Origin of the sequence: Burkholderia sp. Bp8998 (genome assembly GCF_003854235.1) — a bacterium.
Taxonomy (GTDB): domain Bacteria; phylum Pseudomonadota; class Gammaproteobacteria; order Burkholderiales; family Burkholderiaceae; genus Burkholderia.
Genome location: NZ_QTQF01000040.1, coordinates 29,677 through 46,300, shown reverse-complemented (window position 1 = coordinate 46,300; position 16,624 = coordinate 29,677). Strand labels below are relative to the sequence as shown.

Sequence of the window (16,624 nt, the reverse complement as noted above, 5' to 3'; positions counted from 1 at the left end):
CAACCCGATTAACGATATACCATGACGTCGTTAATAAAACGGCAATCCATTCCGGAATCGTCGACCGGCGCCGGGCCGCGCCACCTCAACCGCATCACGTCCATTCAAGGAGCCTCGCATGTCCGATGCCAGCTCGTCCTCCTCTCGTTCCGCCGCCGCGCCAGCCGCGACTTCCGCGCCGAAAATCGGCGTCGTCCCCGCCACGCTGATGGTCGCGGGCAACATGATGGGCTCCGGCGTCTTCATGCTGCCCGCGAACCTCGCCGCCACCGGCGGCATCGCGATCTTCGGCTGGCTGATCACCGTCGTCGGCGCCGTGTCGCTCGCGCTGGTGTTCGCGAAGCTCGCGGCGATCGACCCGGCCGCCGGCGGCCCGTACGCGTATGCACGCAAGTCGTTCGGCCCGTACATGGGCTATCAGACCAACCTGATCTACTGGCTCGCGAACGTGCTCGGCAACGTCGGCCTCGCGGTCGCCGGCCTCGGCTATCTCACGCACTTCTTCCCGATGCTGCGCGACCCGCTCGTGTTCGCGCTCGCGCAGATCTTCGTGATCTGGCTGTTCACCTACGCGAACATCCTGGGGCCGAACGTGGTCGGCCGCGTGCAGTCGGTCACGACGATCTTCGCGCTCGTGCCGATTCTCGGGATGGCCGTGTTCGGCTGGTTCTGGTTCAGCAAGGACGTGTACTTCGCCGGCTGGAACGTGTCGGGCGCGAGCAGCTTCAGCGCGATCGGCGCGACGCTGAACTTCACGCTGTGGGCGTTCATCGGCGTCGAGAGCGCGTCGGTGTCGGCCGGCGTCGTCGAGAACCCGTCGCGCAACGTGCCGATCGCGACCGTCGGCGGCGTCGTGCTCGCGGCAGTCTGCTACGTGCTCAGCTCGACCGTGATCATGGGGATGATCCCGAACAAGGCACTGCTCGCGTCGAGCGCGCCGTTCGCGGATGCGGCGCGCCTCGCGCTCGGCGACACCGCCGCGAACGCGGTCGCGATCTGCGCGGCGCTCGGCTGCCTCGGCTCGCTCGCGGGCTGGACGCTGCTGGTCGGCCAGACCGCGAAGGCCGCGGCCGACGACGGCCTGTTCGCCGGCGTGTTCGCACGCGTCAACTCGAAGAACGTGCCGTCGGCCGGCCTCGCGATCGTCGCGGTCATCATGTCGGTGCAGGTGCTCGCGACGATGTCGCCGAGCGCGAGCGAGCAGTTCGGCAAGATCGCATCGATCGCCGTGATCATGACGCTCCTGCCGTACATCTACTCGTGCATCGCGATCAAGGTGCTCGGCTACGGCAAGATGCCGTCGCACCAGTTCACCTTCTACACGATCGTCGGCCTGATCGGCGCCGTCTACGCGCTGTGGGCGATGGTCGGCTCCGACGGCCAGCAGACGCGCTGGTCGTTGATCTTCGTGATCGCGACGATCGTGTTCTACGAGCTGTCGATCAACCGCCAGCGCGAAATCGAGGAAACCCACGTCCATCCGGGCGGCCGCTCGCCGCGCTGGGTGCGCTACCTCGCGCTCGGCGTCACCATCGTCGCGCTCGTCGCGACCTTCTGGATCTCCGTCGGCCAGCACAGGGCCGACCGCCTTCACGCACGCTCGCCGGCCGTCGCCGCAGGCATCCCGGCAACTCAACCAACGGGGGAATAACCCATGACCGCTTCCTTGACCCAACCGGCATTCCGTCGCCTCGGCATGAAGGCGCTGCTCGTGCAGCACGACATCGACGAACGCACGGCCACCGGGCGCGCGGCCACCGCGCTCGTCGAAGAATTGCGCACGCGGCTCGTCGACGTCGTGATCGCGACGTCCGCCGAAGACGCACGCGCGGTGGTCGACGCCGATCCCGCGATCCAGTGCCTGCTGCTCAACTGGGAGCTCGGCAACGATCCCGGCCATGCGCCCGCGCAGGCCGTGCTCGACGCGATGCGCGCGCGCAATGCGACGGTGCCGGTGTTCCTGCTTGCGAGCCGCGCGAGCGCGGCCGCGATTCCCGTCGACGCGATGCGCAAGGCCGACGACTTCATCTGGATGCTGGAGGACACCACCGCGTTCATCGGCGGGCGGATCGTCGCCGCGATCGAACGCTACCGCGAGACCGTGCTGCCGCCGATGTTCCGCGCGCTCGCGCAGTTCTCGCGCGTGTACGAATACTCGTGGCACACGCCGGGCCACACGGGCGGCACCGCGTTCCTGAAATCGCCGGTCGGCCGCGCGTACTTCGAATTCTTCGGCGAAGCGCTGTTCCGCTCGGACCTGTCGATCTCGGTCGGGGAACTCGGCTCGCTGCTCGACCACTCGGGCCCGATCGGTGAAAGCGAGCGCTATGCGGCGCGCGTGTTCGGCGCGCACCGCACGTATCACGTGACGAACGGCTCGTCGATGTCGAACCGCGTGATCCTGATGGCGAGCGTCACGCGCAACCAGGTCGCGCTGTGCGACCGCAACTGCCACAAGTCGGCCGAGCATGCGATGACGATGTCCGGCGCGATTCCGACCTACCTGATCCCGTCGCGCAACCATTACGGGATCATCGGGCCGATCATGCCGGAACGGCTCACGGCCGCCGCCGTGCGCCTCGCGATCGACGCGAACCCGCTGGTGCGCGGCCACGACGGCATCGATCCGACGCCCGTGCATGCGCTGATCACGAACTCGACGTACGACGGCCTCTGCTACAACGTCGCGCGCGTCGAGGAACTGCTCGGCCAGAGCGTCGATCGATTGCATTTCGACGAAGCGTGGTACGGCTATGCGCGGTTCAACCCGATCTACCGAGACCGTCACGCGATGCACGGCGATCCGTCGCGGCACGACGCGAGCAAGCCGACCGTGTTCGCGACGCAGTCGACGCACAAGCTGCTCGCCGCGCTGTCGCAGGCGTCGTTCATCCATGTCCGCGACGGCCGCAACCCGATCGAGCATGCGCGCTTCAACGAGGCGTACATGATGCATGCGTCGACGTCGCCGAACTACGCGATCATCGCGTCGAACGACGTGAGCGCCGCGATGATGGACGGCCCCGGCGGCGAGGCGCTGACGACCGACGCGATCCGCGAGGCCGTCTCGTTCCGCCGGATGCTCGCGCGGCTGCATGCGGAATGCGAGGAAAACAACGACTGGTTCTTCAACGGCTGGCAGCCTGACACCGTCGTCGATCGCAAGACCGGCCGGCGCATGCGCTTCCATGAGGCGGACGAGACGCTGCTCGCCACCGATCCGTCATGCTGGGTGCTGCATCCCGGCGAGACCTGGCACGGCTTCGGCGAGATCGAGGACGACTACTGCATGCTCGATCCGATCAAGGTGTCGATCGTGACGCCGGGCGTCGCGCCGCACGGCGGCCTGATGCCGGTCGGCATTCCGGCATCGGTCGTCACCGCGTACCTGGACCGGCACGGGATCGTCGTCGAGAAGACGACCGACTTCACGATCCTGTTCCTGTTCTCGCTCGGCGTGACCAAGGGCAAGTGGGGCACGCTCGTCAACACGCTGCTCGACTTCAAGCGCGACTACGACGCGAACGTGCCGCTCGAGCAGGCGCTGCCGGAGCTCGTCGCGCGCTATCCGGACCGCTACGGCAAGTTCGGCCTGCGTGACCTGTGCGACCTGATGTTCAGCGCGATGAGCGACCTGAAGACGACCGAGATGATGTCGCGCGGCTTCTCGACGCTGCCGCAGCCCGACTTCAGCCCGGCCGAGGCGTACGAGCATCTCGTGCACAACGACATCGAGATGCTGGCGCTGTCGGAGATGGAAGGCCGCACCGTCGCGACGGGCGTCGTGCCCTACCCGCCGGGCATTCCGCTGCTGATGCCCGGCGAGAACGCGGGGCCGGCCGACGGCCCGCTGCTCGGCTACCTGAAGGCGCTCGAGCAGTTCGACCTGCGCTTCCCCGGCTTCACGCACGACACGCATGGCGTCGAAGTCGAGGACGGCGTGTACCGGATCGCGTGCATCAAGGAAACGACGCGCGATACCAACACGCGCTGAGCATGCGCATTGCGGCGCCGCGCCGGCAGGAGGCGGCCGGCGTCGCGACGCGTAACGCCCCGCCGGTCATGCCGGTAACCGGCCGACCCACGCGGCAAGCAGCGCTTCGCCTTCTTCGTCGAGCTTGCCCTTCAGTTCGCCGTACCACGGCGCGATCGCGGCCGCGTGCCTGAAGTCGGGCAAAAACGAACGACGCCGGGCAACGCTGCTGCAGGAGAAGACGCGCCGCTCACGCGTCCGACGACCGGACGCCGCGATCCATCCCGCGCCGGTATGCGGCAGGGCTCGTCGCCGCGACGCGCCGGAAATGCCGGCGCAGCGACTCCTCGGAACCGAACCCCGCGCGCGCGGCAATCTGCGCGAGCGACAGCCCGGGATGCGCTTCGAGCATGTCCTTCGCGACGTTCACGCGCTCGCGGATCAGCCATGCGAGCGGCGACATCCCCGTCGCATCCGCGAACTGCCGCTGCAGCGTGCGCGTGCTCATCGCGGCCTGCGTGGCCAGCGACGCGAGCGTGTGCGGCTCGGCCGCATGCGCGCGCATCCAGTCGATCAGCTTCGCGAGCCGGTCGCTGCCGCCCGGCGCCACCGGGCGCGGTACGAACTGCGCCTGGCCGCCGTCGCGATGCGGCGGCAGCACGAGGCGCTGCGCGACGCGGTTCGCGATCGCGCCGCCATGATCGCGGCGCACGAGATGCAGCAGCATGTCGAGCCCCGCTGCCGAGCCGGCCGACGTGACGATCTGCCCTTCGTCGACGTAGAGCGCATCGGGATTCACGCGCAGCGCCGGATAGCGCGCCTGCAGGCGCTCGGCGTAGCGCCAGTGCGTCGTCACGGTGAGCCCGTCGAGCACGCCGGCCGCCGCGAGCACGAACACGCCCGAGCAGATCGAACAGAGCCGCGCGCCGCGCCGATGCGCGGCACGCAGCTTCTTCAGCAACGGCTCCGGCGGCGGTTCGTCCGGATCGCGCCAGCCGGGAATCACGACGGTGTCCGCGCGATCGAGCATCGCGAGCCGGTACGGCGCGGCAACCGTGATGCCGCCCGCCGCGCGCACGGGCCCCGGCTCGCTCGCGCAGACCGCGAAGCGATACCAGTCGACGCCGAGTTCCGGGCGTTCGAGCGCGAACAGTTCGACCACGCAGCCGAATTCGAAGGTGCAGAGGCGATCGTAGGCGAGCGCGACGACGAGATGATTGTGCATGGCGCGATGTTACCGGAACTTGTCGATCACGCCACTGCCGCGATGGCTGCCGAACCGCGATACTGCCCTTCATTCCGGCGCATTCCGCGCCGTCCTTCAGGAGCGCCTTTCATGTCATATGTCACCGACGTCCCCGCCGCCGACAGCGCCACCGCCCTCGCGCACTTCGAAGCATCGCTGCGCTTCGAGACCGATTGCTGGGACGTGCACGACGCCCTTGCGTCCGGCGCGCCCGATTTCGTGCTGCTCGACGTCCGGAGTCCGGCACAATTTGCCGCCGGCCACGTGCCCGGCGCGCGCAACCTGCCGCACCGCAAGATCGTCGCCGGCAAGCTCGCCGACCATCCGGCCGACACGCTGTTCGTCGTCTACTGCGCGGGCCCGCACTGCAACGGCGCCGCGCGCGCGGCGATCCGGTTCGCGCGCCTCGGCCGCCCGGTGAAGCTGATGATCGGGGGCATCACCGGCTGGCTCGACGAAGGTTTCACGTTGAGCAACGAAGTGCAGCCGGAGGACGTCGCCGCGCGCTGATCGTCATTAAAAACGCAACAATCAATTGCCAGCACGCGAACGGAAAAAGCGCGACAATCGGCCTCATTGCAGTTCGGACGGAGCAGCAACATGGAACACGCAGTCCTGATTCAGATGGCCGGTTCGGTCGCAGCGATCGCGCTCTATTTTCTTCCGGCCGTCGTCGCCGACCGGCGCGGCCGGCACGACAAGCTGACGATCGCGATGTTCAATGCCCTGTTCGCGTGGACGGGCATCGGCTGGCTGATGACGCTGTACTGGGCATGCCAGCCGAACCCGCAAACCGACGTCGCGCAAACCATCCTCGCGAAGCGCCGCGGCATCAGCATGCGGACCTTCTCCGCCGGTCTCGTCGAGCGCGTGCAGCGCCGCGTCGCCGCCCAGGAGCAATGGGCCGAGAAGCAAGGTTGCCGCTAGGCGGTCACGCGGCTCCGCTTACCTCGCCACGCCGAACTTCGGCATCCTGACGTTGGTCGAGGCCCGGTAGTCCCACACCAGCCTGTCGCGCGGCGCGTCGCCGCCTGCGCGCAACCACGCCCCGAACGCCCCCGCCGTCACCGCCCGCGCGATCCGCTCGCCCGGGCAGCCGTGCGGCCCCGTGCCGAATCCGAAGTTCGGCCGCGGCGCGCGGCCCGGCAGCAAGCGATGCGGCTCGCGATACACGGCCGGATCGCGGTTCGCCGCCGCGAGCACGACCAGGATGGCCGCACCGGCATCGACGCTCACGCCTTCGATCGTCGTGTGCGACGCGACGAAGCGGCGCGTGTTCTGCACGGGGGAATCGAATCGGCCGACCTCGGCGACGAATGCATCGACGGCGGCGGGATCCGCCATCGCGCGTTCGTCGTCCATGCCGTCCCACGCGACCAGCACGTTGCCGAGCCACGCGGCCGTCGCCTCGCACGTCTGCGACAGCAACCCGATGAGATTCGCGACCAGCGCGCCGCTCGCGTGCCAGCCCGCCGCACCGGCCGCCTGCTGAATCGTCGCGACCAGCGAGCCGTCCTGCGCACGCGCGAGCGCGATACGTTCCGTCATCCGGTCGAGCAGTTGCCGCGCGGCTTCGCTCGCGCGGGCCAGCGCCGCGTCGTCCGACAGCGGCGACAGCGCGGCGACGAAGTCGACGACCAGTGCGGCGATATCGTCGAGCTGCGCGTCGTCGAAGCCGAGCAGATCGGCGACCGCGCAAACGGGCACCGTCAGGCACCACGCGTTCAACGCATCGGCGTCATGCGGCGCGCGCAGCCGGCTGCCGGCAAGTCGGGCAGCCCGCTCGCGCAACGCATCCGCGTCGAGCGGCGCGAACGCCGCGCGCAGCGCCTGCTTCGGCACGTCGTGCCGCAGGGTGCCGTCGTTCATGCGCACCAGTTCGCCGAACAGCGCGCCCGCCGTCGTGCCGCGCAACGCGGGCGGTACCGGCGCATCGAGCGGCCTGACGCGGCACGCCGGGTGGCCCAGCACGGCTGCCACGCTCGCCGCCCGGCTCGCGACCCACAGGCCGAGCGAGGCGTCGAACGCGAGCGGCGGCCCGTCGACGAGCGTTGCGTAATACGGGTAGGGATCGCGGTGCGTGACCGCGGCAATCGGATTGGTCGGGTTCATGAGCGCAGTATCGGCGCGCCGAGCCGCCGCATGTTTCAGGTTGACGTGAAATGTCGCGGATGTCGCGGCGGTGCCGCCATTGCAGGCTGCTGCAACGCAGCAACACAGCAACGCACGGGCGGCGAGCGGCGCCGCGCCGTCACGGATGCGGTGTCAGGCTGCCGACCGGTAGCGGTGCGCCTGCATGCGCACGCGGACGCGCCCGGCGGAAATCGCACGCGGCTCGGGCACCACCGTTTCGTGATGGAACATTTCCTGCCGGAAATGGCCGCCGTCGTCGAACCACTGGCAGATCAGCCAGTCGGCATCGTCGAACACGACCGGCCCGGCGTAGGTGACGGTCATGCGCGGCCCGCCGGTTTTCAGCGTCACGACATCGCCGACGCGAAAGTCGCCGTGGGGATTTTCTCGGATTGTCATCGCTCTCTCGATTTTTTATATATTCATTTTCCGGCGGCCCGCTGGCCGGACATTCGGATCTGCCGCAGATTACCAATCCCAAAAATAACCGGCAACTCCCGAATACCCTAAAAACATCGGTCGGAATATCGCAACAATACGCGGCATCGGTTCGCTTGTCGGGCGGCTGTCGCCAGAACCGGCGTGGCTTGCGCGCCGGTTCCGGCCGAACGGCAGGAATGCGGAGAATAAACGATGTATTTCGCGCCGTCATCGAACTTTAAATCGGCAGCGGTTCCGATTGATTACCGTCAATCGGTGTTCGGCTGGAAACGTTCCCACGTTTTACCGGCGCTCATTGTTCAAACCGGACCGGCAAATTGTCCGGCGCCGAAAACCAGCGATTGAGGTCGCGCCCCGGCACCGCCGCCTGCGCGAACGTGAACGTGCCGTCGCGCGCCATTTCCGTCGCGGCGCGCAGGAACGCGCCGAGTGCGGCCCGCGCCAGCGCGCCGCCGACGCTGACGCGCTTCACGCCGAGCCCGGCGAGCGCCTCGAGGCTCAGCAACCCGCCCTGCAGCCCCATCACGACGTTGACCGGCGCGCCGACCGCGCGCGTGAGCGCCGCGATGTCGTCGGGATCCGTCACGCCCGGTGCGTACAGCACGTCGGCGCCCACGTCGCGATACGCGACCAGCCGCGCGATCGTGTCGGCGAGGTCGTGTCGGCCGTGGAGATAGTTTTCGCAGCGCGCGGTCAGCGTGAACGGAAACGGCAGCGCGCGCGCCGCGTCGACCGCTGCCGCGATGCGCTCGACCGCCGCGTCGTGCGGATAGATCGGCGCGTCGGCACGGCCGGTCGCATCCTCGATCGAGCCGCCCACCGCGCCGGCGCCGGCCGCCAGGCGGATCGTCTCGGCGACCGTGTCGGGCGCATCGCCGAAGCCGTTCTCGAGATCGGCGCTGACCGGCAGGCCGCCCGCGGCAACGATCTCGGCGATGTGGCCGAGTATCTCGTCACGGCCGATCGCGTTGTCGGGCCGCCCTCTCGAAAAGGCGAAACCGGCGCTCGTGGTGGCGAGCGCGTCGAAGCCGGCCATCGCGAGCAGCCGGGCGGAACCGGCATCCCACGGGTTCGGGATGATGAAGGCGCCGGCACGCGTGTGCAGCGCGCGGAAGGCCTCGGCTTGACGGAACTGCACGCTGGAATCGGACATCGGTGTCTCCTCGGAACGGGAGACGTCAGCATACGCGCGCGCGGCACCGCGACGGTTCAGGCCGCGGTGAAATGTCGATGTGGATGGACGCCCGGGCCCCGCACGCTCAGCGCGATGCGCGACTACACGACATACGCGCCCTTCGCATGCAGTTCCGCCTCCGCGCGCTCGAGCGCCGCGATCGCATCGCTGCCTTCAAGCGCCAGCAACTGCGCGACCAGCGTCTCGGCCATCGCATGTGCGGCGACCAGCGACGGAAAGAACGACGGGCTGTCGTGCGTGAAGATCAGCTGCGCGTCCGCATGCAGCGCGATCGGCGACACCGCGCTGTCGGTGATCGCGACGATCTTGCTGCCCTGCGCCTTCGCCGCCTGCGCGACGCGCGTCGCTTCCGCCGAGTACGGCGCGAAGCTGACGACCACGGTCACGCTCTGCTTCGCGATCGTGCGCAACTCCATCTCGAGCGAGCCGGCGACGCCGTTGAGCAACGACACGGTCGGCCGGAACAGCCGGTAGCCGTACACGAATCCGAACGCGACCGGATAGCATGACCGGAATCCCGCGACGTGCACGTGCGACGCCTTGCGGATCAGCTTCGCGGCGTCCGCGAGCGCGTGCTCGTTCTGCGCGGCGGTGGCGGCGAGATTGTGCTGCTGGGCGGCGAGCAGGTCGTGCGCGAGCGACGCCTTCGCGTCGGGCTTCACGAGCGAACGCGCACGCTGCGTGAGCGGCTCGGGACGCGTGCGCACGCGCGCGACGCACAGGTCGCGCAACTCGTTCCAGCCGGGGAAACCGAATTGTTGCGCGAGCCGCACGAGCGACGCGGGTTGAACCTGCGCGCGCTGCGCGACCTTGCGCATCGACGAGGTGGCGACCTCGTCGGGATGATCGAGCAGAAATGCAGCGCCCGCCTGGAATTGCGGGCTCAGTTCGGAAAATTGCGCCCGGATCCGGGACGCGAGTTCATCGAAATTGGCAGCCATCTTGGTGAGAACGGGAACCGGTCGTCCATGGTATCACCGGCCCCGCCCGCACCGGTCAGTGCAGCACTTCGACCCGGTCGATGTCGACCTTCGTCTTGCCCGACCACTTGCGCTCGAACTCGCCGGTCAGCTTCACCTCGCTCTGCTCGCTGACGGGCTGGCCCGCGGCCCACAGCTTCTTGTCGATCTCGACGCGGATCGTGCCCGTCGCATCGGCGAACTCGTAATCCTCGCCGCCGACGTGCTTGACGATGCGCCCCTGCAACTGCACGTGCTGGTCGTCCTTGCCGTTCGCGAGCAATTCCTTCACGGTCGTCGTGGTGAGCGTGGACGGCCCCGTGTATTCCGCGTGAGCGGCGACAGACAGCGTGGCAAGTGCGATAGTCAGGATGCTGGCCAGTCTTTTCATGATCTCGTTTCCTCTTCTTCGGTGGTGCGCCGTGCTCCGGTTGAGCGCGACGATCCAAGATTACGGGCCGTAAGATTAAGCAAACCTGAAGGTTCGCCAAAGCGACACGACGCCGCATTGGACGAGTACGAAAGCGCGGCCAGCCGCCGGTCTTTAAGCTCGGCCTAAGACACCTGCGCTTATCATGGGAACCCCGGGCGCTTGTGCCCGCCAACAGACACGAATCCATGCGCGTACTGCTCGTCGAGGACGATCCGCTGATCGGCAGCGGGCTCGAACAGGGCCTCAAACAGGAAGGCTTCGCGGTCGACTGGGTGAAGGACGGCGACGCCGCGTCGCTCGCGCTGCGCTCGACCGGCTACGGCCTGCTGCTGCTCGACCTCGGGCTGCCGAACCGCGACGGCCTGTCGGTGCTCGCGTCGCTGCGCCGCCGCGACGAAACCCTGCCCGCGATCATCATCACCGCGCGCGACGGCGTGCCGGACCGCATCGCCGGCCTCGACAGCGGCGCCGACGACTACCTCGTCAAGCCGTTCGTGCTCGAGGAACTGCTCGCCCGCATTCGGGCGGTCAACCGCCGCCACGCGGGGCGCGCCCAAACGACGCTCGCGATCGGCCCGCTACGGCTCGATCCGGTCAAGCACCTGGTCTGGCTCAACGACGACGAAGTCACGCTGTCGCCGAAGGAATTCGTGCTGCTGCACGAACTGATGCGCGACCCCGGCGCGGTGATCTCGCGCGAACAGTTCGAGGAACGGCTGTACAGCTGGGGCGAGGAAATCGAAAGCAACGCGGTGCAGGTGCATATCCACAACCTGCGCAAGAAGCTCGGTCACGACTTGATCCGTACGGTGCGCGGCGTCGGCTATCGGATCGGTGACGGCGCATGACGAGCCTGCAACACGCGATCGCGCGCTGGCGCAGCGCATCGCTGCGGCGGCGCCTTCTGATGTGGCTGCTGCCCGCCGCCTGCGTGATCGGGCTGGTCGCGAGCGCGGGCACCTACTGGGGCGCGCTGCGCGAGCTCGACGATCTCCTCGACGACCAGATGCGCAGCATGTCGAAGCAGATCGTCGTCGGCCCGAACGGCGAGCTGTCGTTCCGCAACCATGACGACGGCAAGCACGACTTCGAGGCCAGCGATCCCGACGCCGTGCTACTGCAGGTCTGGCGCAACGGCACGCTGGTGTATTCGACCGATCGCGAATCGTCGCTGCCGCCGCCAACCCGGACCGGCATCGCGAGCGTCGACGTCGATGGCCAGCCGTGGCGCACCTATGTGACGGAACGCGGCGGCACGACGATCCGGCTCGCGCAGGCGCGCCATGCGCGCTGGGAAGCGATCGCGGGCATCGCGGTGCACCTGCTGTGGCCGGTGTTCTCGATGCTGCCGGTGCTCGCGATCGGGCTGTGGTTCGGCATCGGCGCAGGGCTGCGGCCGCTGCGCACGATCGCATCCGGACTGAAACGCAGGAATGCGAACAATCTCGAGCCGGTCGACGTCGCATCGATGCCGAACGAGGTCCGCCCACTCGCCGAAGCGATCAACGACCTGCTCGAGCGGCTCGACCGTTCGTTCACGCTGCAGCGGCACTTCATCGCCGATGCCGCGCACGAGTTGCGCACGCCGATCATGGGGCTGTCGATCCAGTCGCAATTGCTGCGGCGCGCGTCGACGTCCGACGAACGCGAGCGGATCCTCGCGCAGATCCATGCCGGCACGACACGCCTCGGCCACCTCGCCGAACAGCTGCTGACGCTCGCGCGCCTCGAACCCGACGCGCAGGCGTCCGCCTCGGCCTCCGCGCCCGTCGATCTCGCCGCACTGTGCCGCTCGGTGGTCGCCGACCGCACGCGCGTCGCGGATGCGCACCGCGTCGATCTCGGCGCGATCGTGTCGTCGCCGGTGATGGCCGCCGGCAACCTGGACACGTTGCGCGTGCTGCTGAACAACCTCGTCGACAATGCGATCCGCTACGCGGGCGACGGCGCGCGCGTCGACGTATCCGCACGCCTCGACGGCGCGACGCCCGTGCTCGAAGTCGCCGACGACGGCCCCGGCATTCCGGAAGCCGAGCGCACGGACGTATGGGAGCGCTTCTATCGCGGCGAAGGTGCGCAGGCCGTCACGTCGTCGGGCAGCGGGCTCGGGCTGTCGATCGTCAAGCGGATCGCCGAACAGCACCGTGCGACGGTCGCGCTCGGCACGACGCAAGGCGGGCGCGGGCTGACCGTGACGGTGCGCTTCCCGGTGCCGGCCTGACACATGCCCGATGGTCGGCTTTTCCACAGATTGTGTTGGCAAGCTTGTGGACAACCCGCCGCTAACGGCAGCAAGCCATTGATCTGAAAGGGTTTGGCGATCGTGCGCAGCGAATGCGCCAACCCGCGCCGAAGAAGCGCACGTCTCGACGCGACATCGCGTACCGATCCTTCCCCCTTCTCGAGCCGACGCTACTCTCCAGCCTCCGGCGCGGCGCACGGTTTGCACGATGTGCCGCGCCGCGCGATCGCCGCGCGGACTTCTCCACAGAAAATGTTGGCAAGCTTGTGGATATCCTGCGCACCGCAACGCTAAGCCCTTGATCAAAAGGACTTTGGCACGCGTGATGCAGACGCGGCGCGCGCCGTGGTGTCACACGCGCCGGTTCGCCGCACTTCGCGTCACGATGCCACGTCGATGCCCCACTGCGGTGCGATGCGCGTCATCGCACCACTTACCCACAGATTTTGTTGGCAAGCTTGTGGATATCCTGCGCATGCGTCGACTAACCCGTTGATCGGCCAGTGATTCATGCGCCACGTCACAGTTGCGGCAGCACGCGGTCCGCCCTCGCGCGCAGACTGACGATCCGACGCAACAGCAGCACCCTGCCCGCCGCTTGACGCCCGCACACGCCACGCGTCACGATCACACGAGCCGCGCGTCACGAGACTTCACGCAGCGGCACCGCGGGCCGGCCGTTCCGCCCGCATCGGACAACGACACATCAATTCCGAGGAAGACCATGGAACACTTCACCGCAGGGCAGTTGATCGTCTCGCTCGTACTCGTCGCGATCGTCGTCTATCCGTATGTCCGCATCGTTCGGCGTACCGGACATTCAGGCTGGTGGATCCTGACGATGTTCGTCCCGGTCCTGAACTTCATCATGTTGTGGGTGTTCGCGTTCGCGCGCTGGCCCGCGGTCGACGATCGGCAGGGCTGATCATCGGGCAGGCAAACTCGCAGGCTTGTCCACAGATTGTGTTGGCAAGCATGTGGATAGCCTGCGCATACCTTGCTCAAACACTTGATCCGAAAGACTTTGTCCGCGCCGCTTCGAACCGTGCACGCAGGCCTGCAGCACGCCAACGCCGCACCCGCGTCGCGATGAATGCCGCCGCTCGCCGGCTTGTCCACAATTTTTGTTGGCAAGGATGTGGATATCCTGAGCATGCGTGACCTAAGTCGTTGATCGCACAACGTTTCGACATGCCGGTCACGACTGCGGCACGGCATGCATCCATCACTTCATCCACCCATCGATAAACGCACGCCGCGCCGCCCGCTCAGGCGAACATCGCGACCGCGATGCGCGCGGTGGCCGCGATCACGTCGTCCTTCGCCTTCGCATCGGCACGCGCCTGCGTGTAGTACACGACCAGCACGATCGGCGCGCGCGACCGCGGCCAGATCACGCCTGCGTCGTTCGTCGTCCCGTAGTCGCCGGTGCCGGTCTTGTCGGCCACTTGCCACCCGGCCGGCACGCCCGCGCGAATCCGCTTGTCGCCGACCTTGTTGCCGCGCAGCCAGGCGACGAGCTGCGCACGCTGCGCGGGCGGCAGCGCATCGCCGAGCGTGAGCACGCGCATGCTCGCGGCCATCGCGGCCGGCGTCGTCGTGTCGCGCAGGTCGCCCGGCAACGCCGTGTTCAGTTCGGTCTCCCAGCGATCGAGCCGGAACGTGTCGTCGCCGATCGAGCGTGCATACGCGGTCACCGCCGCCGGCCCGCCGATCAGCTTCATCGCCAGGTTCGCGGCCGAGTTGTCGCTGTACTGGATCGCCGCCTCGCACAACTCGCCGACGGTCATGCCGGTGCCGACATGCTTGCCCGACACCGGCGAGTAGTTCACGAGATCGGACTGCGCAACCGTCACACGCTGCTGCAGCAGCCCCGGACGCGCGACGCTCTGCGCGAGCACCGCCGCACTCAGCATCGCCTTGAACGTGCTGCAGAACGGGAAGCGCTCGTCCGCGCGATGCTGCGCACGCCGACCGCTCGCGGTGTCGATCGCGCACACGCCGAGACGGCCGCCCGCCGCGCGCTCGAGCGCGGCAAACGACGTCGCGGGCGAAACGTCCTGCCCGGCGGCCGGCGACGACGCGCACGCGGTGACGGTCAGGACGAGCGGCGCCGTCGCGGCGGCCAGCAACAGGGTTCGACGTTGCGATGAGTAGGTCATGTCGTGTCTCTCGTGATGGAATGGATGCGGAACGGCCGGCCGGCGAGACAGCACTTTCGTGACTTTACGGTTGCCTGACAAGCAACGATAATTGAGCGCTGACAATAGAAATTCTTATGACTAAGCTCCGCCCTCATCTTCCACTGAATGCCTTGCGCGCGTTCGAATCGTCGGCGCGCCACCTGAACTTCACGCGCGCCGGCCTCGAGCTGAGCGTGACGCAGGCGGCCGTGAGCCAGCAGGTGCGCTCGCTCGAGGAGCGGCTCGGCTGCGCGCTGTTCACCCGGCTGCCGCGCGGCCTCGGGCTCACCGACGAAGGACGCGCGCTGCTGCCGGTGCTCAGCGACGCATTCAGCCGGATCGAAACCGTGCTCAAGCAGTTCGAGGGCGGACGCTTCCACGAGGTGCTGACGCTCGGGGCGGTGGGCACCTTTGCCATAGGCTGGCTAATGCCACGACTGAAGCGCTTCGGCGATACCCACCCGTTCGTCGAGCTGCGGCTGCGGACCAACAACAACGTCGTCGACCTCGCGGCCGAGGGCCTCGATTTCGCGATCCGCTTCGGGGAAGGCAACTGGCCGGCGACGCGCAACGAGCGGCTGCTCGACGCGCCGCTCACCGCGCTGTGCGCGCCGGAGATCGCACGGCGCCTCGCACGGCCGGCCGATCTCGCGAACGAAACGCTGCTGCGCTCGTACCGCATCGACGAATGGCTCGGCTGGTTCGACGCCGCGCAGCTCGAACCGTGGGCGGTGAACGGGCCCGTGTTCGATTCGTCGCGGCTGATGGTCGAGGCCGCGATGCAGGGCGCGGGGATCGCGCTCGCGCCGGCCTGCATGTTCGCGCGCGAACTGCAGCTCGGCCTGCTCGCGCGGCCGCTCGACATCGACGTGCGCGCGGGCGGCTACTGGCTCACGTCGCTGAAGTCGAAGCCGCTCACGCCCGCGATGACGCTGTTTCGTGACTGGATCGTTGCGGAAGCGGCCAACGCGGCGCCGGTCGAATGATGAGGCCCTGCTTGTCCACAGATTGTGTTGGCAAGGATGTGGATATCCTGGGTACGCGGGACCTAACTCGTTGATCGTGCACGCATTACTGCGCCGACGTACGCATCGGGCAGCCCATGTGCAAGGGCTTCGATGCACGGGCCGCCGCACGCCGGATCCTCAACCATCAGGAAGCAATCACGTCAGACTTATCCACAGATTTTGTTGGCAAGCCTGTGGATATTCCGCCAATGTGACACGTAACATCCTGATACAAAAGGGAATTCAGTAGATCGGGCCCCGCAGGTCAACGACGCGGCATCGTTTGCGACCTCGCAGGGGCGCACTCCGCGTCCGGTTCGGGGCCGGCCGGTTCTCCACAGATTGTGTTGGCAAGCTTGTGGATATCCTGCGCACCAGCCAGCTAACTCATTGAGCGCACGAGGTTTTGTGCGCGCCGTGCAGGATTGGGCAGCCGACGCGGGCCGTGCGGCCGACGCCGGCGCTGCCGGTTCATCAATGCCGGTCGAGGCCGCCGCGCAATTCGCGCGCCTTGTCGCGCAGCGCCTCGTACCCGGAGCGCGCATGTTCGGGCAGGTCGGGATCGCCGATCAGCGCGCCGAGCGTTTCGATCAGGCTGAACAGGATGCCCTTCGCCGCACCCGCCGCGATGCTCTGCGACTCGATCGACTTGTGCAGGTGGTCGACCGCCGCTTCCAGATTCTCGAGCTTCTGCTCGCCGTCGTCGGGCCGATTGTCGGTCGTCATCGTAGGTGCCTCCGCCATCGTTCAAGGGTCATGTCACGATTCTATGCCGCTGCGCGCGGACGTGGCGCGACATCGCGCAACGTTCG

Annotated in this window: 16 protein-coding genes; 8 read left to right on the top strand and 8 right to left on the bottom strand. The window is 67.8% G+C overall.

Features of this window, described 5'->3' with window-relative positions:
- Positions 1-118: 118 nt before the first annotated feature.
- Complete coding sequence (adiC, locus tag DIE06_RS30325; RefSeq protein WP_124664575.1) at positions 119-1,651, top strand: arginine/agmatine antiporter; 1,533 nt, start codon at positions 119-121, stop codon at positions 1,649-1,651.
- 3 nt (positions 1,652-1,654) lie between these two features.
- Positions 1,655-3,994 carry an Orn/Lys/Arg decarboxylase N-terminal domain-containing protein gene (locus DIE06_RS30320; protein WP_124664574.1) on the top strand — a complete coding sequence of 780 codons (2,340 nt, stop codon included), beginning with the start codon at positions 1,655-1,657 and terminating at the stop codon, positions 3,992-3,994.
- 229 nt (positions 3,995-4,223) lie between these two features.
- Here the strand turns inward: DIE06_RS30320 and ftrA are convergent, their stop codons facing one another.
- Complete coding sequence (gene ftrA, locus DIE06_RS30315) at positions 4,224-5,198, bottom strand: transcriptional regulator FtrA (protein WP_124664573.1); 975 nt, start codon at positions 5,196-5,198, stop codon at positions 4,224-4,226.
- A gap of 111 nt (positions 5,199-5,309) precedes the next feature.
- Between ftrA and DIE06_RS30310 the strand changes: the two genes are divergently transcribed.
- A complete protein-coding gene (locus DIE06_RS30310; protein WP_124664572.1) occupies positions 5,310-5,729 on the top strand; it encodes a rhodanese-like domain-containing protein in 420 nt (139 codons plus the stop codon).
- Between the two features lie 90 nt (positions 5,730-5,819).
- Entirely contained in the window at positions 5,820-6,146 is a 327-nt protein-coding gene (locus DIE06_RS30305) for a superinfection immunity protein (protein ID WP_124664571.1), read from the top strand.
- Between the two features lie 18 nt (positions 6,147-6,164).
- Here DIE06_RS30305 and DIE06_RS30300 read toward each other — a convergent pair whose 3' ends face one another.
- From DIE06_RS30300 to DIE06_RS30280, 5 genes are all read right to left on the bottom strand, one after another.
- Positions 6,165-7,331 (bottom strand): cytochrome P450, encoded by a 1,167-nt coding sequence (locus DIE06_RS30300; RefSeq protein ID WP_124664570.1) that lies wholly within the window; start codon positions 7,329-7,331, stop codon positions 6,165-6,167.
- Between the two features lie 153 nt (positions 7,332-7,484).
- On the bottom strand, positions 7,485-7,751 hold the full coding sequence (locus DIE06_RS30295; protein ID WP_124664569.1) for a YodC family protein: 267 nt from the start codon (positions 7,749-7,751) through the stop codon (positions 7,485-7,487).
- Between the two features lie 334 nt (positions 7,752-8,085).
- A complete protein-coding gene (locus DIE06_RS30290) occupies positions 8,086-8,946 on the bottom strand; it encodes an oxaloacetate decarboxylase (protein ID WP_124664568.1) in 861 nt (286 codons plus the stop codon).
- Positions 8,947-9,068: 122 nt separating this feature from the next.
- Entirely contained in the window at positions 9,069-9,929 is an 861-nt protein-coding gene (locus DIE06_RS30285; RefSeq protein WP_124664567.1) for a MurR/RpiR family transcriptional regulator, read from the bottom strand.
- Positions 9,930-9,984: 55 nt separating this feature from the next.
- A complete protein-coding gene (locus DIE06_RS30280; protein WP_124664566.1) occupies positions 9,985-10,338 on the bottom strand; it encodes a NirD/YgiW/YdeI family stress tolerance protein in 354 nt (117 codons plus the stop codon).
- A 227-nt stretch (positions 10,339-10,565) separates the two neighbouring features.
- Here DIE06_RS30280 and DIE06_RS30275 point away from each other — a divergent pair, with 227 nt between their 5' ends.
- The 3 genes from DIE06_RS30275 to DIE06_RS30265 all read left to right on the top strand — a co-directional run bounded on the left by DIE06_RS30275 (position 10,566) and on the right by DIE06_RS30265 (position 13,547).
- Positions 10,566-11,228 carry a response regulator gene (locus DIE06_RS30275; RefSeq protein ID WP_124664565.1) on the top strand — a complete coding sequence of 221 codons (663 nt, stop codon included), beginning with the start codon at positions 10,566-10,568 and terminating at the stop codon, positions 11,226-11,228.
- Positions 11,225-12,601, top strand: a complete 1,377-nt coding sequence (locus DIE06_RS30270) for an ATP-binding protein (protein ID WP_124664564.1) — start codon at positions 11,225-11,227, stop codon at positions 12,599-12,601. The genes DIE06_RS30275 and DIE06_RS30270 overlap by 4 nt, the downstream gene beginning before the upstream one ends.
- A 745-nt stretch (positions 12,602-13,346) precedes the next feature.
- Positions 13,347-13,547, top strand: a complete 201-nt coding sequence (locus DIE06_RS30265) for a hypothetical protein (protein WP_124664600.1) — start codon at positions 13,347-13,349, stop codon at positions 13,545-13,547.
- Positions 13,548-13,890: 343 nt separating this feature from the next.
- On the opposite strand, the gene blaPEN-bcc is transcribed toward DIE06_RS30265, so the two are convergent.
- Entirely contained in the window at positions 13,891-14,784 is an 894-nt protein-coding gene (gene blaPEN-bcc, locus DIE06_RS30260) for a PEN family class A beta-lactamase, Bcc-type (protein ID WP_124664563.1), read from the bottom strand.
- A 116-nt stretch (positions 14,785-14,900) separates the two neighbouring features.
- Between blaPEN-bcc and penR the strand changes: the two genes are divergently transcribed.
- Positions 14,901-15,791, top strand: a complete 891-nt coding sequence (penR, locus tag DIE06_RS30255; protein WP_124664562.1) for a beta-lactamase transcriptional regulator PenR — start codon at positions 14,901-14,903, stop codon at positions 15,789-15,791.
- 495 nt (positions 15,792-16,286) lie between these two features.
- Here penR and DIE06_RS30250 read toward each other — a convergent pair whose 3' ends face one another.
- A complete protein-coding gene (locus DIE06_RS30250) occupies positions 16,287-16,538 on the bottom strand; it encodes a hypothetical protein (protein ID WP_059447090.1) in 252 nt (83 codons plus the stop codon).
- Positions 16,539-16,624 lie beyond the last annotated feature (86 nt).

Excerpts from the sequence above, each read along its gene's own strand:
- adiC (WP_124664575.1), top strand. The coding sequence starts at position 119 with ATGTCCGATGCCAGCTCGTCCTCCTCTCGTTCCGCCGCCGCGCCAGCC.
- DIE06_RS30320 (WP_124664574.1), top strand. The coding sequence starts at position 1,655 with ATGACCGCTTCCTTGACCCAACCGGCATTCCGTCGCCTCGGCATGAAG.
- ftrA (WP_124664573.1), bottom strand. The coding sequence starts at position 5,198 with ATGCACAATCATCTCGTCGTCGCGCTCGCCTACGATCGCCTCTGCACC.
- DIE06_RS30310 (WP_124664572.1), top strand. The coding sequence starts at position 5,310 with ATGTCATATGTCACCGACGTCCCCGCCGCCGACAGCGCCACCGCCCTC.
- DIE06_RS30305 (WP_124664571.1), top strand. The coding sequence starts at position 5,820 with ATGGAACACGCAGTCCTGATTCAGATGGCCGGTTCGGTCGCAGCGATC.
- DIE06_RS30300 (WP_124664570.1), bottom strand. The coding sequence starts at position 7,331 with ATGAACCCGACCAATCCGATTGCCGCGGTCACGCACCGCGATCCCTAC.
- DIE06_RS30295 (WP_124664569.1), bottom strand. The coding sequence starts at position 7,751 with ATGACAATCCGAGAAAATCCCCACGGCGACTTTCGCGTCGGCGATGTC.
- DIE06_RS30290 (WP_124664568.1), bottom strand. The coding sequence starts at position 8,946 with ATGTCCGATTCCAGCGTGCAGTTCCGTCAAGCCGAGGCCTTCCGCGCG.
- DIE06_RS30285 (WP_124664567.1), bottom strand. The coding sequence starts at position 9,929 with ATGGCTGCCAATTTCGATGAACTCGCGTCCCGGATCCGGGCGCAATTT.
- DIE06_RS30280 (WP_124664566.1), bottom strand. The coding sequence starts at position 10,338 with ATGAAAAGACTGGCCAGCATCCTGACTATCGCACTTGCCACGCTGTCT.
- DIE06_RS30275 (WP_124664565.1), top strand. The coding sequence starts at position 10,566 with ATGCGCGTACTGCTCGTCGAGGACGATCCGCTGATCGGCAGCGGGCTC.
- DIE06_RS30270 (WP_124664564.1), top strand. The coding sequence starts at position 11,225 with ATGACGAGCCTGCAACACGCGATCGCGCGCTGGCGCAGCGCATCGCTG.
- DIE06_RS30265 (WP_124664600.1), top strand. The coding sequence starts at position 13,347 with ATGGAACACTTCACCGCAGGGCAGTTGATCGTCTCGCTCGTACTCGTC.
- blaPEN-bcc (WP_124664563.1), bottom strand. The coding sequence starts at position 14,784 with ATGACCTACTCATCGCAACGTCGAACCCTGTTGCTGGCCGCCGCGACG.
- penR (WP_124664562.1), top strand. The coding sequence starts at position 14,901 with ATGACTAAGCTCCGCCCTCATCTTCCACTGAATGCCTTGCGCGCGTTC.
- DIE06_RS30250 (WP_059447090.1), bottom strand. The coding sequence starts at position 16,538 with ATGACGACCGACAATCGGCCCGACGACGGCGAGCAGAAGCTCGAGAAT.